This window comes from Pseudomonas sp. ESBL9 (assembly GCF_036668715.1).
Lineage (GTDB): Bacteria > Pseudomonadota > Gammaproteobacteria > Pseudomonadales > Pseudomonadaceae > Aquipseudomonas > Aquipseudomonas lundensis.
Genome location: NZ_JAZEVV010000001.1, coordinates 1,455,418 through 1,475,848 on the forward strand (window position 1 = coordinate 1,455,418; position 20,431 = coordinate 1,475,848).

20 protein-coding genes, 1 tRNA gene and 2 pseudogenes are annotated in these 20,431 nt (G+C 55.9%); 7 read left to right on the forward strand and 16 right to left on the reverse strand.

Going from position 1 to position 20,431, the window contains the following annotated elements; all coding sequences use genetic code 11:
- Positions 1-38 precede the first annotated feature (38 nt).
- Together crcB (V6F78_RS06350) and crcB (V6F78_RS06355) are read right to left on the reverse strand one after the other, a co-directional pair.
- Positions 39-443: a fluoride efflux transporter CrcB gene (gene crcB / locus V6F78_RS06350; RefSeq protein ID WP_047294402.1), complete on the reverse strand. Its 405-nt coding sequence runs from the start codon at positions 441-443 to the stop codon at positions 39-41.
- Between the two features lie 15 nt (positions 444-458).
- Positions 459-839 carry a fluoride efflux transporter CrcB gene (crcB, locus tag V6F78_RS06355; RefSeq protein WP_094991343.1) on the reverse strand — a complete coding sequence of 127 codons (381 nt, stop codon included), beginning with the start codon at positions 837-839 and terminating at the stop codon, positions 459-461.
- Positions 840-995: 156 nt separating this feature from the next.
- Between crcB (V6F78_RS06355) and V6F78_RS06360 the strand changes: the two genes are divergently transcribed.
- The gene (locus V6F78_RS06360; RefSeq protein ID WP_047275741.1) at positions 996-1,277 is read left to right on the forward strand and encodes a hypothetical protein; all 282 of its coding nucleotides are present in this window, start codon (positions 996-998) and stop codon (positions 1,275-1,277) included.
- Here V6F78_RS06360 and V6F78_RS06365 read toward each other — a convergent pair.
- The 3 genes from V6F78_RS06365 to V6F78_RS06375 all read right to left on the reverse strand — a co-directional run bounded on the left by V6F78_RS06365 (position 1,274) and on the right by V6F78_RS06375 (position 5,163).
- Positions 1,274-3,637, reverse strand: a complete 2,364-nt coding sequence (locus tag V6F78_RS06365; RefSeq protein WP_332726834.1) for a DNA polymerase II — start codon at positions 3,635-3,637, stop codon at positions 1,274-1,276. The genes V6F78_RS06360 and V6F78_RS06365 overlap by 4 nt on opposite strands.
- Before the next feature lie 30 nt (positions 3,638-3,667).
- Complete coding sequence (locus V6F78_RS06370) at positions 3,668-4,021, reverse strand: hypothetical protein (RefSeq protein ID WP_047276297.1); 354 nt, start codon at positions 4,019-4,021, stop codon at positions 3,668-3,670.
- 368 nt (positions 4,022-4,389) lie between these two features.
- On the reverse strand, positions 4,390-5,163 hold the full coding sequence (locus V6F78_RS06375; RefSeq protein ID WP_314400989.1) for a hypothetical protein: 774 nt from the start codon (positions 5,161-5,163) through the stop codon (positions 4,390-4,392).
- A gap of 490 nt (positions 5,164-5,653) precedes the next feature.
- On the opposite strand from V6F78_RS06375, the gene V6F78_RS06380 reads away from it, so the two are divergent.
- Positions 5,654-7,363 carry an amidase gene (locus tag V6F78_RS06380; RefSeq protein WP_047294410.1) on the forward strand — a complete coding sequence of 570 codons (1,710 nt, stop codon included), beginning with the start codon at positions 5,654-5,656 and terminating at the stop codon, positions 7,361-7,363.
- 175 nt (positions 7,364-7,538) lie between these two features.
- On the opposite strand, the gene V6F78_RS06385 is transcribed toward V6F78_RS06380, so the two are convergent.
- The 5 genes from V6F78_RS06385 to V6F78_RS06405 all read right to left on the reverse strand — a co-directional run bounded on the left by V6F78_RS06385 (position 7,539) and on the right by V6F78_RS06405 (position 10,692).
- Positions 7,539-7,613 (reverse strand) — tRNA-Gln (locus V6F78_RS06385).
- A gap of 289 nt (positions 7,614-7,902) precedes the next feature.
- A complete protein-coding gene (locus V6F78_RS06390) occupies positions 7,903-8,358 on the reverse strand; it encodes a glycine zipper 2TM domain-containing protein (RefSeq protein WP_047275750.1) in 456 nt (151 codons plus the stop codon).
- 164 nt (positions 8,359-8,522) lie between these two features.
- Positions 8,523-9,611: a YkvI family membrane protein gene (locus V6F78_RS06395; RefSeq protein WP_047294412.1), complete on the reverse strand. Its 1,089-nt coding sequence runs from the start codon at positions 9,609-9,611 to the stop codon at positions 8,523-8,525.
- Between the two features lie 431 nt (positions 9,612-10,042).
- Entirely contained in the window at positions 10,043-10,501 is a 459-nt protein-coding gene (locus V6F78_RS06400) for a thiol-disulfide oxidoreductase DCC family protein (RefSeq protein WP_047280839.1), read from the reverse strand.
- Between the two features lie 38 nt (positions 10,502-10,539).
- The gene (locus tag V6F78_RS06405) at positions 10,540-10,692 is read right to left on the reverse strand and encodes a hypothetical protein (RefSeq protein WP_169862299.1); all 153 of its coding nucleotides are present in this window, start codon (positions 10,690-10,692) and stop codon (positions 10,540-10,542) included.
- Positions 10,693-10,709: 17 nt separating this feature from the next.
- Here V6F78_RS06405 and V6F78_RS06410 point away from each other — a divergent pair, with 17 nt between their 5' ends.
- From V6F78_RS06410 to V6F78_RS06425, 4 genes are all read left to right on the forward strand, one after another.
- Positions 10,710-12,473, forward strand: coding sequence for a methyl-accepting chemotaxis protein (locus V6F78_RS06410; RefSeq protein ID WP_047294414.1), 1,764 nt, complete (start codon positions 10,710-10,712; stop codon positions 12,471-12,473).
- Positions 12,474-13,067: 594 nt separating this feature from the next.
- The gene (locus tag V6F78_RS06415) at positions 13,068-13,655 is read left to right on the forward strand and encodes a hypothetical protein (protein ID WP_186350562.1); all 588 of its coding nucleotides are present in this window, start codon (positions 13,068-13,070) and stop codon (positions 13,653-13,655) included.
- 59 nt (positions 13,656-13,714) lie between these two features.
- Positions 13,715-14,011: a hypothetical protein gene (locus tag V6F78_RS06420; protein ID WP_186350561.1), complete on the forward strand. Its 297-nt coding sequence runs from the start codon at positions 13,715-13,717 to the stop codon at positions 14,009-14,011.
- Between the two features lie 43 nt (positions 14,012-14,054).
- Complete coding sequence (locus tag V6F78_RS06425; RefSeq protein WP_048377456.1) at positions 14,055-15,107, forward strand: linear amide C-N hydrolase; 1,053 nt, start codon at positions 14,055-14,057, stop codon at positions 15,105-15,107.
- Positions 15,108-15,469: 362 nt separating this feature from the next.
- On the opposite strand, the gene V6F78_RS06430 is transcribed toward V6F78_RS06425, so the two are convergent.
- Together V6F78_RS06430 and V6F78_RS06435 are read right to left on the reverse strand one after the other, a co-directional pair.
- Positions 15,470-16,114, reverse strand: coding sequence for a Fic/DOC family protein (locus tag V6F78_RS06430; RefSeq protein ID WP_332726835.1), 645 nt, complete (start codon positions 16,112-16,114; stop codon positions 15,470-15,472).
- Positions 16,111-16,290, reverse strand: coding sequence for a hypothetical protein (locus tag V6F78_RS06435; RefSeq protein ID WP_139145719.1), 180 nt, complete (start codon positions 16,288-16,290; stop codon positions 16,111-16,113). Before V6F78_RS06435 ends, V6F78_RS06430 begins: the two co-directional genes overlap by 4 nt.
- A gap of 495 nt (positions 16,291-16,785) precedes the next feature.
- Between V6F78_RS06435 and V6F78_RS06440 the strand changes: the two genes are divergently transcribed.
- Entirely contained in the window at positions 16,786-17,370 is a 585-nt protein-coding gene (locus V6F78_RS06440) for a DUF6630 family protein (RefSeq protein ID WP_070414432.1), read from the forward strand.
- Positions 17,371-17,558: 188 nt separating this feature from the next.
- Here V6F78_RS06440 and V6F78_RS06445 read toward each other — a convergent pair.
- From V6F78_RS06445 to V6F78_RS06460, 4 genes and pseudogenes are all read right to left on the reverse strand, one after another.
- Positions 17,559-17,894, reverse strand: a pseudogene (locus V6F78_RS06445) (integrase core domain-containing protein); the annotation flags it as partial.
- Positions 17,895-17,913: 19 nt separating this feature from the next.
- The gene (tnpC, locus tag V6F78_RS06450) at positions 17,914-19,425 is read right to left on the reverse strand and encodes an IS66 family transposase (RefSeq protein WP_332726836.1); all 1,512 of its coding nucleotides are present in this window, start codon (positions 19,423-19,425) and stop codon (positions 17,914-17,916) included.
- Positions 19,426-19,443: 18 nt separating this feature from the next.
- Positions 19,444-19,803, reverse strand: coding sequence for an IS66 family insertion sequence element accessory protein TnpB (gene tnpB / locus V6F78_RS06455; RefSeq protein ID WP_332726837.1), 360 nt, complete (start codon positions 19,801-19,803; stop codon positions 19,444-19,446).
- Between the two features lie 133 nt (positions 19,804-19,936).
- Positions 19,937-20,095, reverse strand: a pseudogene (locus tag V6F78_RS06460) (phage tail protein); the annotation flags it as partial.
- Positions 20,096-20,431: the final 336 nt, after the last annotated feature.

The following is a 20,431-nucleotide window of genomic DNA, read 5'->3' on the forward strand; positions in this document are numbered from 1 at the left end:
CGCAGGCGCGGACCACCCCCGCGCCTGAGCTCGTGCGTTCAGGCTTGGCTATCGTCCGCCGGCCGGGCAGGCCATTTCGCCCCGGCAATCAACCCCAGTTCGACCGCCGCAAAACCGATCACCAGGCTGGCCACCAGGTAGCAGATGGACACAAAGACCCCGGCCGGGTCTTTCATCATTTCAACCGCGCCAAACACGAAGCTGGAAAAGGTTGAAAGCCCGCCCATGATCCCGGTCCCGATCATCACGTGTACGTACTGGTTGATGCGGTTGCTTTTGAACAACGACGTCGCGACGCCCAACAAAAACGCCGCCACGATGTTGGCCACGAAGATATCCATGGGAAAACCGTCGGCCAGGCGTGGCACCGAGAGCATCACAAACTCGCGGCACATGGCGCCAAACGCGCCGCCGACAAAAATCAACATGATCAGATTCAACATGGTTCCTGCTCCTGATTAACGCGCCAGCCAGGCGCCGAACGCGGCAGCCGCCAACCCCAACACCACCGACACCATCAGATACCCGGCAGCCCAGACACGGTCCTTGGCGCGGGCCAGTTTCGAGGCGTCCAGTTGCATGCTGCTGAAGGTGGTATAGCCACCGAGAATGCCGGTGAGCACGGCCGCGTTGAGAAAATCACCGTAACGATCACGCCAGTCGACGCTGAACAGAATGCTCAGGTAACCGATCACAAACGCACCGCTGACGTTGATCACAAACGTACCCAGCGGCAACGGCCCTTTATACAGTTGGCCAACCCGTAAACCGATCCACCAGCGCAGCAGTGAGCCCAGCCCGCCCCCCAATCCGACCCAAAAAACGTCCAGCGCAGTCATGAAAATCCCTCTTGTGTCTGTCAGTGAGTGGGAAGAACTCTAGTTCATATCTGCGTGCCGGACGTTTTGTTACCTGCCGCCGGATTTGCCGCGTCAGCCCGGCGAAAAAGGAGTACCCTGCCGCCCTGTTTTGCATCCTGCCCACACGGAACACTCATGTACCCCAATGCTGACCGCTACAACCCTGACACCGAATACGCCAACAAACTGGTCGACCGCATCGGCCAGACCCCGGCCTGGATTGCTTCGCGCATCGGCGTGACGGAAAAGCGCATGCGCTACATCCTCGCCGGGTCGCGCACGATCAAAAATGACACCACTGAGATTTTCATGAGTTACGCCGAGCAGTTCTGCATGGAGTGCCTGGCCGTCGAAGCCAAGGCCGCCAAGGACCGGGCCAAGTCCAAAGCCCTGGCTGAGGCGTCGGACAAGGCTTAAAACAGGCCCATCTGCCCGCCCACCAAGGCGCTGAAGTCGTCGTCGACGAACACCAGAATCGCATCGGCCACCGGCTGAAGCTGGCGCGTCAGGTAATGTTCGTAATCCACTGCGCCCGTCAGGTTCTCCAGCGGCTGCGGCCCGGCCACGGTGATGATGTAGCTGATGGTGCCGCCGCGCTGGTATTGGCGGGGTCGTCCGTGACGGTCGTTGTATTCATCGGCCAGCCGCGCGGCCCGCACATGGGGCGGCACATTGCGCTCGTAGTCGCTGAGCGGGCGACGCAGGCGCTTGCGGTAGATGAGCAAGTCGTCATGCTCACCGGCCAGCGTACTGCGCACAAAATCACGCACGTAATCCTGATACGGCTGACGCTTGAAAATGCGTTCATACAAGGCCTGCTGAAACTGCTGCGCCAGCGGCGACCAGTCGCTGCGCACCGTTTCAAGCCCCTTGTAGACCATCTCGAACTGCCCGTCGGGGCGCTCCACCATCCCGGCATAACGCTTTTTGCTGCCCTCCTCGGCCCCACGAATCGTGGGCATCAGGAAGCGCCGGTAATGGGTTTCGTATTGCAATTCGAGCGCGCTCGTCAGCCCGTATTCTTCGCGAACGTGGTCTTGCCACCACTGATTGACGTGCTGCACCAGCTCGCGGCCAATGCGGCTGGCGTCGGCTTCGCTGTGTTCACTGCGCAGCCAGACGAAGGTGGAGTCGGTGTCGCCGTAGATCACGCTGTAGCCCCTGGCTTCAATCAGCGCCCGGGTTTTGAGCATGATGTCGTGCCCGCGCAGGGTGATCGAGGAGGCCAGTCGCGTGTCGAAAAACCGGCAACCGCTGGAACCCAGCACACCATAAAACGCGTTCATGATGATTTTCAGGGCCTGGGACAGCGGCGCGTTCTGCTCGCGCTTGGCGGCTTCGCGGCCATTGGCCACGCGCTCGATGATGGCCGGCAGGCAATGCCGGGTGCGGGAAAAACGGGCGCCACGAAAGCCCGGCACAGACGCGGTATCGCTGGGGTCGCGCAAGCCTTCTACCAGCCCCAGCGGGTCGATCAGAAACGTGCGAATGATCGACGGGTACAGGCTTTTGTAGTCGAGCACCAGCACCGACTCGTACAAACCCGGCTGCGACTCCATGACAAACCCGCCGGGGCTGGCCTGGGGCGGATTCTCCCCCAGGTTCGGCGCCACGAACCCCTGACGGTGCATCAGGGGCATGTACAAGTGGTAGAACGCGGCGACCGAGCCCCCGCTGCGATCGGCCTCCAGCCCCGTGACCGACGCACGTTCCAGCAAGAAGGTCAGAAGTTGCGTTTTCTCGAAGATCCGCGTCACCAGCTCGCAGTCCTTGAGGTTGTAACGCGCCAGCGCCGGTTTGTCCTCGACGAACATGCGGTTGATTTCGTCCATGCGCTGGTACGGGGTGCTGATGTCCTTGCCTTCCCCGAGCAACGTTTGCGCAACGTTCTCCAGACTGAACGAGGGGAACGACCAAGTGGCAGAACGCAGGGACTCGATGCCGTCGATAATCAGCCGCCCGGCCGCGCTGGCAAAAAAGTGGTTGTTGCGCGCGCCGTGTTCGCGCCACTGCATCTCACTGCCGTCGCGCCCCAACGCCAACGGGATGCCAAGGCGGCGCGCATGTTCGTGCAGCACCCGCATGTCGAACTGCACCACGTTCCAGCCGATGATGGCGTCCGGGTCGTGCCGCGCAAACCACTGGTTCAGGCGGTGCAGCAGCTCGGCACGGGTGGCGCAGAACTCAAGGTCAAAATCCACCGGGGCATCGGCGGCCGTGGCCTTGCCCAACATGTACACCTGACGCTGGCCGCAGCCTTCAAGGGCAATTGAATACAGGTCGCCTTGCTCGCTGGTTTCGATGTCCAGCGACACCAGCTTCAAGCGCGGCCGGTAGTCGGGATGGGGTTTGATCTGCGCCTCCAGCCACAGGCCGTCCGGTTGCGGGTGCCCGTGAAAACTGACGGGCGCCGTGATGAAACGCTCCATCAGATAGCGTTCCGGGGGGCGGATATCAGACTCGTAAACGTCTACCCCGGCACGCCGCAGACGCTGGGCGATGTCAGTCAACTGGCCGTATTGCTGGCAGTACAGCCCCACCACCGGGCGCGAATGAAAGTCGCACATCGCCAGTGGCCGACATTCGAGCCCGCGCTCAGCCTGCAACAGCGCTTGCGCCTGCTCGCGCTGCTCGGCGGGGATGAACGCGGTGCACGACTGAAGCGGCAGGCGCAGACGTTGCGGCCCGTTGTCGGTGGCCAGCCAGAACTCGACTTCAATCCCCGACGGGGTGTCGCGCCAGTGGCGGGTCAGCACAAAACCGTGGTGCAGGCTCACACGCGCCCCCTCAACCCCGGGACCGCGTAATTACAGACAAGTGGCCATCGCCGCCATTCGGCGCATGGCCACACTGTCATCGGGTTTGGCGGCGTAGTAACTCACCGAGGTGCCCGTGCCCTGGGGCGTCAGGTCGGCAAACGATTCGGCGCCCCGGGTGTAGACCGTCATGCCGCCGTCTTTGGCGGTGTTCATGTAGCCGCTGGCATCCACGCCGAACACCGCTTCGTCCTGCCACGAAAACTGAATGCACTGTGCCACCAACGGCGTGGCTTTACTGGAGGCCAGCACCCGCACCGGCGTCTGGTGACGCGCCTCATTCATCGCAGAGGAAACACAACCGCCCAGCAGGGCCAGGCTCACAGCGCCAATCAGCATTCGCATCGGATTACCCCTCGGAAAAGGGGTGCACGATAGCACGCGGCCAGCCGGGGTTGATGCCTTAAGGGGCTAAGTAAAGCGTACGCACACACTTTGGATCCAAAAAACGAGCAAGCAAAAAAAAGCCCAAGTAGCTGATGGAAACTTGGGCCTTAAAAAATGCATAAACCGTGGTAGGTGAACGCGGGGCGATCTTACCTCAGCGTTACAACTCGTAACAAGATATTTTGCACGTTTTTTTTCAATTCGTTACTGACCTAAGTCATTAAATAACCACATGTTTTTAATAAGATTAAGCCCATAAGGTTATTCCAAATGGCTACAAGCTGAATCTTTTCAGCCGTGGGCCAAAATGGATCCCATTCCACGCCTCATTTCACTTTGCGGCTCAGGTCTTCAACGCTGCGCTTCAACCCTTCCATTGCGCGCTGCTGATCGCTCACTTCGCGCTTGAGGGAAGACAGGTCGGCGGCACTTGAGTTTGAACCGGCACTGCGTTTCACGTCGTCGAGCTGACGCTCCAGTTTGTCCAGGCTGTTGTGATGACTATCGACTTTGTTTTTGAGTGCAGACCATTCACTGGCACCCGAGCTGGAACTGGAACCGGCATTGCGCTTGAGGTCTTGCACCTCCCTGTCGAGCTTCTCGAGTGTACGGGCCTGGCTGTCGAGCGTGTTTTTGAGCGCCGTTACGTCAGTGGCGCCCGCGTTACGCTTGAGCACTTCCACTTGTTGCGCGAGCCTGTCGAGTTCTTTCTTTTGCTCTTCGGTGGTGCGTGTCAGCCGCGACAGCTCGTTGGCGCCGGTGCTGTGAATCGACCCGGTGTCGCGTTTGAGCGCTTCAATCTGGCGCGCCTGCTCACTCACCGTCTGCTTGAGCGACTGCAGTTCAGCGAGGGCCCGGCTGTTGTCGTCGAGGTTTTTTTTCATCTGTTGCAGGTCATTGACGGTGAAACCCGCACTGCGCACGGTGTAGGTTCTGCCCGCCTCGCTGGCACCCGCCAGAATGGCGTCGTTGTACACGGCACTGAACGGCCCCATGACAATACGCGTCGGCTCACTGGCGGCTTGAGCCCCACTCCCTGGCATCAGCAACGCTGCACCCAGGACGGTCATCGCAAAAAAAGGGTGGCGGGCACTGAACATCGAATGACTCCTTTCCAAAGGGCCGATATGGCACATGGCTACGACTGAGCAATCGAATGCCGGTTCCCGCCGCGCGCATCGATAAATGGATCGACCCGGCACCCGAAAGTGCATTGGTGATGGCCTAACCGCCCGGGATTTCGCTAAGCTCTGGCCCCCAGGGTCTGTTGCCACTTCATCGCCGCCGCGACGAAAGCCCACGGGTGCAGGGCAAGGCGCGAGAGGCGTGGTTGGGTTGCTCCCAACACGCGTCGAGCAACGCCGCACTGCGCTACGCGGACGCTCGTCCCTTAGGGTCGCGTATCACCGTTAGCCAGCGACGCGGCTTGCAATGAAACGGCAACAGACCCGCGTTCAGCCCCTGTTGCGTGAGCCGTGCAATGAGAACCGATATGACCTGCCAGTTTGAGACACACGATGCCTTCTGCCCGACCTCCACAAGTGATGCCAGCCATCATGTCCATGCCTTCGGACCCCAGACGGTGAACGCATGATCGAAGTGACTGAAGTATCGATTGCCCACTTACGCGCCGCGCTGGAATCCGGGCAAACCACCGCCGTGGCGCTGGTGCAGGCTTACCTGCAACGCATCGACGCGTATGACGGCCCGGACACCCCCACCGCCCTGAATGCCGTTGTGGTGCGCAACCCGGATGCACTGGCCCAAGCGCGCGCGTCAGATGAACGCCGCGCCGCAGGCCAAACCCTGGGTCCGCTGGACGGCATCCCCTACACCGCCAAGGACAGTTATCTGGTCAAGGGGCTGACCGCGGCTTCCGGCAGCCCGGCCTTCAAGGACCTGATTGCTTATCGCGATGCGTTCACCATTGAACGGCTGCGGGCGGCGGGCGCCATTTGCCTGGGCAAAACCAACATGCCACCCATGGCAAACGGCGGCATGCAACGCGGCGTATACGGCCGGGCCGAAAGCCCTTACAACGCGCATTACCTGACTGCGCCGTTTGCTTCCGGGTCATCCAATGGTGCGGGCACCGCCACCGCCGCCAGCTTCGCCGCGTTCGGTCTTGCGGAAGAAACCTGGTCGAGCGGCCGCGGGCCTGCGTCAAACAATGGCCTGTGCGCCTATACCCCGTCCCGGGGGGTGATTTCGGTGCGCGGGAACTGGCCCCTGACGCCGACCATGGATGTGGTCGTACCGTTTGCCAGAACCATGGCCGACCTGCTCGAAGTACTCGACATCGTGGTTGCCGACGACCCTGACACCCGTGGCGATCTGTGGCGCTTGCAACCGTGGGTGCCTGTCCCGAGCGCCTCTTCAGTGCGCCCCGAATCGTACCTGCAACTGACGGCCGCGCCACAGGCCCTGGCGGGCAAACGCTTTGGCGTGCCCCGCATGTACATCAATGCCGACCCCGACGCCGGCACGTCCGAAAAACCGGGGATCGGCGGCCCGACCGGGCAAAAGATCATCACCCGCGACTCGATCATCGAGCTGTGGCAGCAGGCGCGCCGGGCGCTGGAAGCGGCAGGCGCTGAAGTGATTGAAGTGGATTTCCCGCTGGTCTCCAACTGCGAAGGCGATCGCCCGGGAGCGCCCACGGTGTTCAACCGCGGTTTGGTGTCCGAAACGTTCTTGCATGACGAATTGTGGGAGCTGTCGGCCTGGGCGTTCGATGATTTTCTGCGTGCCAATGGCGACCCGAAACTCAACTGTCTGGCCGATGTGGATGGCCCGAAAATCTTCCCCCATGACCCCGGCACCCTGCCCAACCGTGAAGACGACCTCGCGGCCGGCATGGACGAGTACGTGAAAATGGCCAAACGCGGCATCACGCCCTGGGATCAGATTGCGTCCTTGCCCGATGGCCTGCGCGGGCTGGAAAAAACCCGAAAAATCGATCTTGAAGACTGGATGGACGACCGCCAACTGGATGCCGTGATTTTCCCGACGGTCGCCGATGTCGGCCCGGCCGATGCCGACGTGAACCCCGAGTCAGCAGATATCGCCTGGAGCAACGGCGTGTGGGTGGCCAACGGTAATCTGGCTATCCGACACTTGGGCGTGCCGACGGTCACAGTGCCGATGGGCATCATGCACGACATCGGCATGCCTGTTGGCTTGACCTTTGCTGGCCGCGCCTACGATGACTCGGCATTGCTGACCTTGGCCAGCGCATTCGAAGCCACCGGCTCGAAACGCAAGGTGCCGCCGCGTACTCCACCGTTCAGCAAACCTTAAGCACTCAGGGGTTGGCGTCACCCTCGCCAACCCCTGTTCGTGTGCAGCCTGCTCAAACGCCAGACACGCCAAATCGCTTCGCACAGACAGGGCAAAGTGAGGATCGGTGGTCACGTTTGAATAAGCTGCTTACGCAGAACGCGCGGCAGAAGGATGCGGGAAACACGATGAGAAATGGCAGGGGCGGCTGGATTCGAACCAACGCATGGCAGGATCAAAACCTGCTGCCTTACCGCTTGGCGACGCCCCTGTATCTGTTGCGATGAGTGCCTGGCACTCGACTCCCGTTCGCTCAGCGCAACGCTCATAAATAGCTTTGTGCTGCAGGCCATGTGGCGACCTGTCCGGGAATGCGCGCAAATTTACCAACATTCGTAACATCTGGAAACCCCCAAACGCACAAATTTATTAAAAAACAGCCACTTAGTAGGAAAATTTGATTTCAACGCCCCAAAAGCGCCACGACGACAGTGCTCGCCACGCAAGAAAAATCCATTGCCCCCCAGCAAAGCTTCAACTGGGGGGCAATGCCTGAGGGGTTAATTCTGTGGAATCACGCGCGCATCACTGCCCGCGCCTTCGATATACACGTGCATCCCCGGTGTGAGGACAGGGTTGATTGGCTGGGTAACCGAAACCAATACACCACTTTTAACCCGCACGATGATTTGCTGAACTTGCCGCGGCTGGTCATAGCGCTGCCGTTCGGTGTAGTTGCCGCCCGCCGCACCGGCCAGTGCGCCCGCCACCATCGCCACATCACGCCCGGTGCCGTGACCGATCAAGCTGCCAATCCCTGCCCCGGCAATCCCGCCCAAAATGGCGCCGACCCCGCTGTCATGGTTGGTCTGTGCCTGCGTCAGTTCAATTTGCTCAATGACCCCGGTGCGGATTTCATACTCATTGGGCCCCGGGTTATTAGCGCCGCCATTCACACACGCGGTCAGAACGAGTGCTGCCAATGCGATTGACAGTGTGGACAGTATTTTTCTCATCGCCGTCTCCATGGTCCAGAAAGGGGTTAATCAAGCTGAAAAGGAGCGTAGCACACGGTTTTTTTGACGCTCGGGAGTCGTGCTTTGCGCGGACACCTGAATGAAAAACCCCGCACTAGGCGGGGTTCAGGCGTGCGGGATTGACCGCTGCGAGATCGACGCCGTTATGACACCGCGTCCAGCTCAGCTTTAAGCGCCTTAGCGCTGGAGCGAGCACGCACCCAGCTAAAAGCAATCGCGAGGATGAGGGCAAAACCTACGTAACCCAGCAGTGGGTAAACCGTACCGACCAGCTTGCTAAAGCCACCCAGGCTCAAGGCCAACCCCACACACACCGCGACAGCACTTGTTACCTTGAAACGGCGCGTTTCAGGTTTGGCGAAGCGGGCGCTGAACGCAAAGAACATCCCTACCGCCGTGCTGTACACCATGCAGACCAGGGCCAGAGACATCACCACTGACAGCATCGGCGAGATGCGGCCAGCCAGTGCCAGCGATGGCATTTCAATGCCCTGCAGTTGGTTGATGTTGGCGAACAGGCCAATGTTCAACAGCAGGATCAGCACGCCCAAGCCCAAACCGCCAAGAATGCCGCCCACCGCCGCAGCCTTGGGTTGCTGGGTCATGCCACCGATCACAGCCAACATCGGGAAACCGACCGCGATATTGAACGAGGCATACAACAGAGCCCCGACAAACCAGTTGCCGGACACCGTCTCGTTGTTTTCACGGGCGACTGCGTCGAGGGTCTCGACGGGGGCGTTGTAGCTGAAGATTGAGTAGGTGGTGATAATCAGCACCATGGCCAACAGAAACGGCATGACCGCGCTGATCAAATCAATAATGCGCTTGACGTTCATGCACAAGGTAACCATCACCAGGACCGTCATCAGTACGCCGCCAAACAAAGGGGGCATGTCGTACTGCTGAGCGAAGATCGAACCGCTGCCTGCCAGCATGACCACACCAACGCCATACAAGAAGAACGACAACACCACATCCACGACCCACCCAATGCGTGCGCCGAACAGGCTGTAGAGAACCTCTTTGTGCGATTTTGCTTGCATCTTCGAGCTCATGCGGGCGATTTGCATGCCCAAAAAAGCAAACATCAGGCCGCTCACCAACGTGCCTGCGATGCCGATTAGCCCATAGCCGGTAAAGAACTGCAGTACCTCCTGCCCGGAGGCAAAGCCACCGCCAATAACGACAGACATATATGCAAGGGCAATCTGGATGGATTGTTTATTCATGACACGTTCTCTTTCTTAGACTTATTAGGTGCACGCCACAGGAGAAGCCGCCAACGCCCTCCTCTGTGCGTAAGCGCATCGACAGAGCAGGTTCTCGAATCAGTCAGATAGGAGGTGCTGCGCAGGTAAATAGATGCCGAGCGCAGTATAGGAAGTGTCTTGTAGTCCTTTTCACCATATACACCGCCATATCTGGTGAAAAATGTGGCCTTACTGACTTTGGCCTCATAAAAGTCTGGATCTGGTGTTTATTAACCCGAAAAACAATTGAAATATATTGATACGAGATATTCTTTACAAATCAGACAGTTAGATTATATGTCGCGCGCAAGGTGATTCAGGCGCTGCGGCATAAGGCCAATGGCTTGAGCGATAGGTGGAACATCCACAGGGTGGCTGACTGAATATTCGGGACAGGTGGGCGCCCGCCGCTACTGTCCTGACGAAGGCGTCGAGTTGTCGGCTTTTGGCTTACTTGGCGCAATATCGCACTGAAGGTCGTGACAGCGTCGACTGCCATCCGGATGCGGTAACCACGCCAGGTGCGGGCGCCAGCGGCAAAAAAACCGGTAACCCAGATTCAGTAAGGGCCTCATCACGGGCCATGACAACGGGGTGACCCAAATGCCGAGACCGGCGGCGCGCCAACTCCACAAGGTTGCGTCCAACCCCATCACCCAGTCCCCATCACTGAACCTGGCATGCAAGGATGACTGCATGGCCTCAAGGGAAAACCCCACAGCGCTGGCGTCAAATCCATCTTCACTGATATCGACAAAAAGAAGCCGGGCCGGTGAGGCTTTGGCGCGCAACAGTTTTATTTCTTGGGCGCAGAGCGGGCATGCGCCATCAAAATAAAGCGTGAGCGGCCACTGCGCATTCTTGTACATAGCCTGATTACCTGTATAAGTTTTTTCACACACTATTCTCAAAAAATCAGGCTGACAACCGGCGTGGTCACTCGCTTGAAGGTGCGCATCCGATCAGGGTTCAAACGCCCCGCAACCGTTGCACGCAGCAGTAGCGCGCACTCAAGGTTTTGCACTGACAGCCGATAAATCAGCACTGAAGGTTCGTCCATATTTTAGGAAACGCATCATGCTCAATCTGTTCCGTAAGAACCGTGTACTGGACGTTATCGAAGCGATTGAGCAAACACAGGCCGTCATTGAGTTCGACATACAGGGCAATATTTTGCGTGCCAACCAACTCTTTCTGGACCTCTTTGGGTATTCCATTGAAGAGGTTCAAGGCCGTGCGCATAGCCTCTTTACCAAGGCCAGTGATGCAGACAGTCAGGCATACAGTGATTTTTGGCGGGACCTTCGAAGCGGAAAACCACAGTCAGGCGAGTTCAAGCGCTACACCAAACACGGCACACCGGTCTGGATTCAGGCGACCTACACCCCTGTTTTTCGTCGCGGCAAACTGCAACGCATTATCAAATTCGCCACAGATGTGACTGCCTCCGTTATTGAACATGCGCGCGCGGACGCTCAGATTGCCGCCATTAACCGTGCACAAGCCATTATCGAGTTCAGCCCTGATGGCACGATTCTCGATGCAAACGATAACTTCCTTAAACTCATGGGTTATTCACTCGACGAAATTCGGGGTGAAAAACACTCTATTTTCGTCCCGCCCGCTCAACGTCAGTCGAAAGCCTATGCTGACTTTTGGCAAAAATTGCGGGCGGGCAACTACGAAACGGCCGAGTATCAACGAATGACCAAGCGTGGAGATTCGGTGTGGATTCACGGTAATTACAACCCGATCATTAATTCTGAAGGCAAGGTTGTCCGGGTGATCAAATTCGCAAATGACATCACGGCAGAAGTCATGCGCAACCGCGAATTCAAATTACTGTCACTGGTTGCCAACGAGACCGATAACGCCATTGTCATTACGGATAAAGACGGGCTTATCCAGTATGTGAATCAGGGGTTTACGAAGTTGACGGAATACAGCCTGGAGGAAGTTCGAGGCAAAAAGCCGGGGCATTTCCTCCAGGGCGCCGCCACGGATCCCCACACCGTGGAGCAGATCCGGGATGCCGTCAGTCATCGCCGCCCGATCTATAACGAAATTCTCAACTATAAAAAATCCGGAGGTCACTACTGGATTTCCTTGGCCATCAATCCTGTTTTCAGTGACGCCGGTGAACTTGAGTATTTCATTTCTATCCAGGCCAACATTACCGACACCAAAGAACTCTCCCTTGAGTCGGACAAGCGCTTTAAAGCCATCAGTGTCAGTAACGGCGTCGCGGAATGGGAAACCAATGGCCAGATGAGCACGGCCAACGACTATCTGGTGCATCACTTGGCTCACACCGATTTACCTGAACTCTTGGCCCGTAAACACAACTTGCGCACTCTCCTGAGCCCGGAAATATTCACGAAACTGCTTAAGGGCGAACAATTCGCGGGCGGTTTCGCCATCCCGTCCAAAGACGGTCGGTCCATCCAATTCAGCGGCGCGCTGTGCCCCATTACCGACTCAATCGGCAATATCAAGCGCATCGTAAGTTATGGCGTGGACGAGCAAACCAAGCACGATGCCTCACAAGTCACTGACCGTGAAATGCGACGCGTACAAGAATCCAGCACACAAATTGCCAATATCATCGGCACGATCAATTCCATCACCGAGAAAACCAACTTGCTCGCCCTCAACGCCGCGATAGAAGCCGCACGCGCGGGCGACTCGGGCCGGGGGTTTGCAGTCGTTGCCGACGAAGTGCGCAAGCTGGCCCAACAGTCTGCCGTTTCGGCTAAAGAAATCACTCAACTGGTGAACGAAAGCAGTGGCCGAATCGATCGCCTGAGTGACTCCCTCAACGCACTTCTCTCTTCGTCATAAACAGACTTTTCAAGTTCTGAAGTGGGCACCCCACTGCCCACAGCGACCATATCCCTCTCCACCAATCAACCAAACCCGGCTGAATAAAAACCATCGTGGCCCTTGAAATCAGGTCCATTTCACAGGCTGGCCGTCTTCGTGCGCCAGGCGCTGGCCTTGCTGCAGAGCGAGGTATTCAAAGCCCTCACAACCGAACATTGAACCTAGATGCGCGCGTGCGCTGGCTCACCTGAAAAGGCGGTCTTCAAGGGCATCCCGATTAATAAACCGACTTCGCGTTCAAGCCAGGTACAACAATCACGTCTATAGTATCGGAACTGTTTTTCATTCACTTTCCCGGCATCCTACTGCACAAACACAATCCTTACTGAAAAGGACTGAGTACTGATCCCACTTACCCGATTGAAAGATGATGTCCTGCTGAGTCTTTACCTGATTAAGCACGCTTACGCTTAGTTGATGCGGCCTACTAGCCGTGCAATAAATAATGCCCAAAAGCACATCATCTTGTTATAACTAATGACATCCAGAACTGCTAATTTACCCAAAAAACAATTTCCAGGGCTGATATTTTTCAAAAGAACGGGGTGTATCATGCTATGGCGACTTAGCAACGAATCACGGAACTCGGTTCATTGTCGTGATCACAGCGGTGAACGACTCGCAGGACAGCCAATTTCGAACTATTTTTGCGAGCTTCTACCACCTTGGTATGTCATCGCATTTTTCTTTTCAGTCGGCAACGCGCATGCTGAGAATGGCGAGGTTGTTTTCCTTAACAATCCAAGCGAGCAGCCCTCATCGGGACCCAAAAATTGGGCCTTACAGGTAACGCCCTATCTTTGGCTAGCTCAACTCAACGGGCATGTTTCGCCGTTCCAGCGAGGCCCCACAATCCGCGTTGAGAAATCATTCTCCGACATAGTGGATAACCTGAACCTGGGCGGATTCATAAATATTTTGGGCTGCAGAGACCGTTTTGTCTTCTCAGGCGACATCATGTATGTCGATACGACAGATATTCATGGTGTAGGTCCGTTGCCAGCACTCTCCGTTCCCGGTGTCGGAATGATACCTTCAGGTGGCAACCTCGATGCAAAGGTCGATACCAAACAATTCACTGCAACACTTATGGGGGGCTACCGGATCATAGATGCGCCTAAGCTCGCTTCGACGTCCTAGCCGGGGCGCGCTTTTGGCACATCTCTAATAGCATAAAGGTTACCGGGAGCCACGGAGATATGACCGGATCTGCAAGCTATGATGAAAGCTTCGGCTGGACTGATCCGCTGATCGGTTTCCGGGCATTCATTCCCATAACGCATCAGTTCTCTGTACAGAGCCAAGCTGATATCGGTGGGTTTGGCGTGGGCTCTGACTTTACATGGTCGACGCTGGTTACCGTTAATTATGCCCTTGAAGATAGTTTTTCAGCCTCAATAGGCTATAAATTGCTCGACGTCAATTACGATTACAATGGTCAGGTCTACGACACGCAACTTAGGGGGCCTGCCATAGGAATGACTTATCGATTCTGAACCAACAAAGATTCCGTAAAGCCTCTTAAAATGAGTACTTGGTATGTCTCGATTTGCACTTGCTCTCGCAACATTAACTTTTGCAGGCCTACTTGGCGCCGAAGTCCATGCCTGTACAAGGGCTGTCTATCATGGACCTGACGGGAGGAATATTACCGGCCGCAACATGGACTTCAAGGACCCGATGGTTAGCAACTTTTGGGTCTTTCCCCGCGGTATCAAGCGCAATGGCGCTAGCGGTTCACGCTCACTTGAATGGACATCGAAGTTTGGCAGTTTAGCCGTTTCTGGCTATGACATTTCTACGGTCGATGGAATGAACGAAGCAGGCCTCAATGCCAGCCTACTCTGGCTCAACGACACCGAATTTCCAGAAGATGACGGACATACACCGCGAATGTCGCTCTCCATTTGGGCACAGTTTTATCTTGATCAGTTCGCAACAGTTTCTGAGGCGGTGGCGTATACGCGTCAGAATCCCGTGGAGGTGGTAAGCGGTGAAGTGCCCGGTCGCCCAGGGAGTCTCGCTCCGCTGCATTTGACGCTCTCCGATGCCTCCGGCGACAGTGCTGTGTTCGAGTGGATCGGCGGAAAGCTAAACATTCATCATGACCGTACCTATCAGGTGGTGACGAACGACCCACCTTATGGATACCAACTCGCCAATAAGAAGTATTGGAGCGGGGTCGACCCCCTAAATTTCCTTCCCGGCAGTGGTCGTTCAGAAGACCGCTTTGTACGCGCTAGCTTTTATATTAATGCAGTGACACAAAGCGACGACCCTCGAATCGCCGCCGCCGCTGTGTTCAGTGTCATCCGTAACTCTTCGGTGCCCTATGGTGTAAGTCTTCCTGAAGCGCCGAACCTTTCAACGACTCGCTGGCGTGTGGTGGCCGATCAGAAAAGCATGCTTTTCTATGGTGAATCCGCAACTTCACCTAATGTTTTTTGGGTCGACTTTAAGAAGCTTGATTTCTCTGAAGGTGCACATGTGCGCAAACTGAACCTCGGGGTAGACATGAACCGCGTGCTTACCGGTGAAGCATCGGGGCAATTTGTGCCTGCAGAGCCGTTCGGGTTCATGGCAGTTGAATGAAATTTTCAAAAGTTCAGTCGTAATTCCAGACTCTAAAAAATCCGGCGTGATTCAAATTGCCGATAACAAAATATCACGTAGCCAAGGAACTCGCGTTTATGCATTTAGAGCGGCTCTATTTAACGGCGGGCCAAGGCCTGGACTGGATTTTTGCAGGGTGAACTGCCGCCTTGGTGTCTTGATTTCTGGAACACTTACCCAAAACGCCCTTTCAGCATCACCCTTTCCCAAACCCCAGAAACGACAAAGCCCGTCTAGGACGGGCTTTGTCGGTGTAGGAATATGGCGGAGGCGTTGGGACTCGACGACGCTAAAAACCAGTGACAGTAAGTTCGCTAATGTCTGATAGCCGTCAGTAGAAGTTAAAAGCTTTTTGCGCTCAAGCGGATCAACTTCGCTAGAGCCTTGCACTCGGGGTCAATCTCAGCCTCAACACAAGCGTCCTTCATGGCCAGCTTGGAAACACCACCCCACTCCAGCACAAAACCTGCACGCCGCGCTAACGCATCCAGGTACTCGCGTTGTGTACGACCGTTACCTTCGCGGAAAGGATGAATATAGTTGATACGACCCAGTGCAACCCCAGCCTCGGCAGCGAAACCTTTCAGATCCCCGTTCAAATCCGAAAGAAAGGCACTTTGCTCAAGGCGTAACCACATATCGTGGAAAGCCACCTCAATATTTTGGTGCGCGAGAAATATGGTGTCGTTCTTGGCGATATCGACTTTGCGGCACTCACCTGCCCAAGGGTAAATATCTTGGAACATGAACCGATGAATAGCTTGCAGGTGCTTTAGCGAGAAATCGCCTTCGATGGGCTCTTCCTGGAGCTGAATGATGCGAACCGACGCAAAGTCAGTCTCAGCCTCACCCAAGGTGGCGGTGTCCTGAATGTTCAGGAGGTTGATCAGAACGCCGTTGGGGTAGACGTAAGGGTCGTCTTCGACTGAATAACCCGCGACGTAGTAGTGATCATCACCCCCATCGTGGGTGAGATCACTGGTCATTTGGAGGCGTAGCGGGCTTTGGTAGCAGCTAACAGCTCTGCTGAAGATATCTTGCCTTCACGGTACTCAGCCATTTTGCTCGCAACGAACGCGCTGGTGCGTGCACCTTCTAGGTTATTTGTGGCGACGACGTGGTCGACATTTGCAGTTCGGGCTGTGGATTGGCTGTTGAGCATGGAGCTACCCTCGGAAGATCTACGGCTTACTGTATAGAAGAACGGTATCGGGCTTCAAGGTGAAACCTTGTCAGCTGGTGCAGACCACCCGAAAAATCAACCTCGTAGATACACTGCGCCAACGTCTGCAAAGGCTAGGGATTCGAACGTTTTCTGCGTGCATTGCGCGCCGCTACAGACCGTGAATGCGGAGTATTTGGTGCACTATCTAAAGCCTAAACTGGCCTGATGAGGCCTCACATTTGCCCTAAGATTGCCCTAATTAACGGCCTTATCAAAGTTTGTTATCCGCCTGCCTGGACAGCGGTTCATGGTCGTCAGAAATCGGCCAAATGCGGACGGTCGGATCAGGTCCAGTTTGGCAGTAAAAAAAGCGGTCGATCGACAAACCTCACCTGGAGCCTTAGGTTCAACTACAACACAAATCTTAAAACAAGCAGCGACTGTCGCCGGTAAAAGAAAAGTCGCTTGCCCCAAGGTATTCCAAGGAGTGTTATGGGCATTTTGGATCGGTTGTTTGGTGGGCGCTTTACCATGCCTCCACCCGAGGAAACTAACCTCAGCGCTTCAGCGATCATGAAAGAATTACGGCCCGGGCCACCCGATCCCGCGCAGAAAAAGGCACTCGAGACTTTTGCCCTGGCGCTGTTAGCGGTGGTTCCAGAAAAAGAAGGCGCCAGACTTGTCAGGCGCGTCATGCGCAGATACGCGAAGGGAGATGACGCATGCAGTGCTTTCACAGATGGATTATTGGATGGTTCAAAGGCGCAAAAACTTGAACACCTCGTTTTAATGAGCCTGGATTGGAAAGGTTTTGATGTGTTTGAATATCAAGTTCCTTATCTGGTTAGCGCCAACCAATTGAAAGAGCCCTACGTCTACGTGCGAAACGGTGCCTCATCCATGCCAGAGGTGCTTGATGAATTCGACCGTTGGTTGGTTCGGTTTGGTAAACGTTATCTTCACTTGGACACCGGTAGTGATAATTACGATGGTTTTATTGTTGACGCTGACCGGGTGGAAGAGACCATTGAGTTGGCCAGCCGTGCGGGCATTAAAGTCAGTCTCGAGAACTTCTGATATTGAGCAGTGCATAAGCGAAAATGGGCGGTGTGACGACCGTGGTGTCAGTGTTTACTAAAGGCCGCTGTAGGACGTTTTCAGCCGGTCGCGATAAGCTGAAATCCAGCCAGTAGCACCCGCTCGCAATCGGTAGTTTCCATACCACAGCCGTCAGCCGTCAGCCGTCAGCCGTCGATCTGTAGTGGTCAACTTATCCCGGACACGACTTTAAGTTTTTCCTCGGCCCGCGCTGGGGCCAACCCATCGTTGAATTGATGAGGCCTAATCCAGTTGTAGCGATGCATCAAAAAATGGCTGATATCGCGCTGTGCTTCCTGCGCAGTTCGATAGCCCACGGTCGGTATCCATTCTGTTTTCAAGCTGCGAAATACGCGCTCCATCGGTGCGTTATCCCAGCAGTTTCCTCGTCGGCTCATGCTCTGGCGCATGCGGTATCGCCACAACCGCTGGCGAAAGAGTCGGCTTGCATATTGCGATCCCTGGTCCGAGTGGAATGTAAGCGCTCCATAAACCCCACTTGGCTAAAGATGGGTAAAGCGTTTAGCTGTGAAGTCGAGGTTCGCAGTTCCACGGCAGCAAGGCTTCGTAATCCTCTACCGATGTCGCCGTTGGCAAACGTTCAAGTGCGTGGCGCAGCCACGCATAAGGTTCCTGGCCGTTGGCTTTGGCAGTCTCGACCAGGCTGTACAGTTGAGCACTGGCCGTGGCGCCCTTGAGCGTGTCGCTAAACAGCCAGTTCTTTCTTCCGATCACGAAGGGGCGGATCGCGCGTTCTGCCGCGTTGTTGTCCATCGGCAAATACCCTTCCTCGACGTATCGCTCCAGCTTGCTCAAATTACTTGCGAGGTAACTGATGGCTTTGCCCAAGGCATTCTGAGCGGTGACCTGTGGCTGCGTCTTTTCGATCCAGCTTTTCAACTGAGCCAGTATCGGCAGGCTATGTTCGTGACGGCCGATTTTACGATCAGCGTCGCTACTGGCCTTCAAGTCGCGTTCGATCCCATACAGCTTGTTGATCAGGTTCAGCGCGATATCGGCACGCCCCGTTTTACCTTTGGGCTGCACTTTCTGTGCTTCAACAAACTTGCGTCGAGCATGCGCCCAGCAGCTTAGACGCTCGACTCCGGTTTGGGCGCCCAAGGCGTTGTAACCGGCGTAATCATCGGTCATTACGTAACCGCGATAACCCTCGAGCAGGCGTATTGGCACCTCCTGCGCCCGGCTGGTGGAGTAGTCAAAAAGGATTACCGGCCTATCCGGTGGGCCGCCGGTTTGCACCCACATCCAGGACTGGCTGCTCGGTTCTCGATCTGGTTCTTTCAGCACTTGCACGCGTGTTTCGTCGCAGTGGATGACGCGGCTTTCCAGTAGCCGGTCGCGCATCAAATTCAGCAGCGGCTGGAAGTGTTCGCCGCACTGGATAACCCAGCGCGCCAAGGTCTGGCGTGGGATATCGATACCGTGGCGACCCAACACTTTTTCAAATCGATGAAGCGGTAAACCGTCAACGTATTTGGTAGTCAGCAACATCGCCAGAACGCTGGGGCTGGCCATGCTCTTTTCAATCAGTTGAGCTGGCTTGTCTGCTGTGACGGGTGCCGTTTCGCAGTCGCGGCAGCCATAGACTTTACGAACATGCTTGATGACCCGGATCTGCATCGGCACGATTTCAAGCTGCTCGCTGACTTCCTCGCCAATGGCGTGTTTGCGGCAGCCGCAGACGCAAGTCAGTTCATGCTCGGGAAGTTCGTGGATGACTTCGATGCGCGGCAGGTCGGCAGGCAGTGGCTTGCGTTTGCCACGGCGCTTAGCGGGGGTGACAACCTCTTCTTCAGCATTTTCGTCGATAGCTTCGACGACGCTTTCGGCTTCGTTGAAGAGCGCCAACTGCGGTGTGGCCGGATCGGCTGTTTGCTCGGACTTGCGTCCGAACAAGCGCTGGCGCAGCAATGCGTTCTCTTCTTCTAGAAAACCGACCCGCGACTGCATCTTCGCAAGCATTTGCTTGAGCAGTTGGAGATCGTCGGGAAGGTTATCGGGCATGGATTTCATGCCCTGAATTATACCGAATCAAGCCACGAATCGCGGCGTCAAAACCTGATGGGGACGGTTACGCCAGAGGTCAAAACCGTCGAGCAGCCAGTTCAGTTCCTGAACGTTCAGGACAATCGCCTCGTCGGTGGCATCGGGCGATGTTTTGAATCGCTCCGATTCCAGGCGTTTGAGCCAAAGGCAGAAGCCGTTGCGCTCCCAGTACAAGATTTTCACTCGGTTGCGCGGCTTGTTGAGGAAAACGAAAAGTACCGGGTCGAACACGGCAACCTTGATATCCAGTTCGACCTGAGCAGCCAGTCCGTCGATGGATTTTCGAAAGTCCACAGGTTTGGGGTAGAGGTACACTTTTTCGACTTTGGCGTCGGGTCGCATCATGATCTCAGGGCTCCTGAGAGAATCGGGAGCCCAGCATCTGGCATTAGCTTAGTGCTTTGAATGTGGGGTTCATGGAGCGGTTACCGTACTGCAGGTCGTCGCCATAGCGCACAAACTCCAAGGTAAAGCCCTGCTATCGCGGGATCCCGCCTTGCAGCAGGGCGCTTTGTTCTTCTTCGATATTTTTCAAACACCAGTTGCCACGCACGTCGCCATAGCCGGTGGTCAGGCCCAATGGTTGAAGCTGGGCGCCGATGCCGCGCAGGGTGTCGAGTTGTTTGATGCCGCCTCGCTGGCTGATAGTGGCCGAGCGTACGCGTCGGTTCAGTTCGGTATGTTCTTCTGGTGTAAGGACGATCTTGGTAGTGTTCATCGGCGCTTCTCTGAACGTTGGATGACACTGCAAGTGTAGTCAAAATCGGTGAAGGGTTATTTCGAAAACAGCACACTAGGCATGTGATACTTCGTTAAGTCTGAACACTACCATTTCCACTTCCATCTCTAAGGATGGTCTGAAGTAGGCCGCTATTTTTCGACTGCTGAGCCATAGGTGCTTTCAAAAAACGGCAGCCGTTCAAAACCGATCACGTCTGCCGCCTATTCCATCCATTTTTTCCGCTGAACGCTC

Coding starts and splice junctions, on each gene's coding strand:
- crcB (WP_047294402.1), bottom strand. CDS start 443: ATGTTGAATCTGATCATGTTGATTTTTGTCGGCGGCGCGTTTGGCGCC.
- crcB (WP_094991343.1), bottom strand. CDS start 839: ATGACTGCGCTGGACGTTTTTTGGGTCGGATTGGGGGGCGGGCTGGGC.
- V6F78_RS06360 (WP_047275741.1), top strand. CDS start 996: ATGTACCCCAATGCTGACCGCTACAACCCTGACACCGAATACGCCAAC.
- V6F78_RS06370 (WP_047276297.1), bottom strand. CDS start 4,021: ATGCGAATGCTGATTGGCGCTGTGAGCCTGGCCCTGCTGGGCGGTTGT.
- V6F78_RS06375 (WP_314400989.1), bottom strand. CDS start 5,163: ATGTTCAGTGCCCGCCACCCTTTTTTTGCGATGACCGTCCTGGGTGCA.
- V6F78_RS06380 (WP_047294410.1), top strand. CDS start 5,654: ATGATCGAAGTGACTGAAGTATCGATTGCCCACTTACGCGCCGCGCTG.
- V6F78_RS06390 (WP_047275750.1), bottom strand. CDS start 8,358: ATGAGAAAAATACTGTCCACACTGTCAATCGCATTGGCAGCACTCGTT.
- V6F78_RS06395 (WP_047294412.1), bottom strand. CDS start 9,611: ATGAATAAACAATCCATCCAGATTGCCCTTGCATATATGTCTGTCGTT.
- V6F78_RS06400 (WP_047280839.1), bottom strand. CDS start 10,501: ATGTACAAGAATGCGCAGTGGCCGCTCACGCTTTATTTTGATGGCGCA.
- V6F78_RS06405 (WP_169862299.1), bottom strand. CDS start 10,692: ATGGACGAACCTTCAGTGCTGATTTATCGGCTGTCAGTGCAAAACCTT.
- V6F78_RS06410 (WP_047294414.1), top strand. CDS start 10,710: ATGCTCAATCTGTTCCGTAAGAACCGTGTACTGGACGTTATCGAAGCG.
- V6F78_RS06415 (WP_186350562.1), top strand. CDS start 13,068: ATGCTATGGCGACTTAGCAACGAATCACGGAACTCGGTTCATTGTCGT.
- V6F78_RS06420 (WP_186350561.1), top strand. CDS start 13,715: ATGACCGGATCTGCAAGCTATGATGAAAGCTTCGGCTGGACTGATCCG.
- V6F78_RS06425 (WP_048377456.1), top strand. CDS start 14,055: ATGTCTCGATTTGCACTTGCTCTCGCAACATTAACTTTTGCAGGCCTA.
- V6F78_RS06430 (WP_332726835.1), bottom strand. CDS start 16,114: ATGACCAGTGATCTCACCCACGATGGGGGTGATGATCACTACTACGTC.
- V6F78_RS06435 (WP_139145719.1), bottom strand. CDS start 16,290: ATGCTCAACAGCCAATCCACAGCCCGAACTGCAAATGTCGACCACGTC.
- V6F78_RS06440 (WP_070414432.1), top strand. CDS start 16,786: ATGGGCATTTTGGATCGGTTGTTTGGTGGGCGCTTTACCATGCCTCCA.
- tnpC (WP_332726836.1), bottom strand. CDS start 19,425: ATGAAATCCATGCCCGATAACCTTCCCGACGATCTCCAACTGCTCAAG.
- tnpB (WP_332726837.1), bottom strand. CDS start 19,803: ATGATGCGACCCGACGCCAAAGTCGAAAAAGTGTACCTCTACCCCAAA.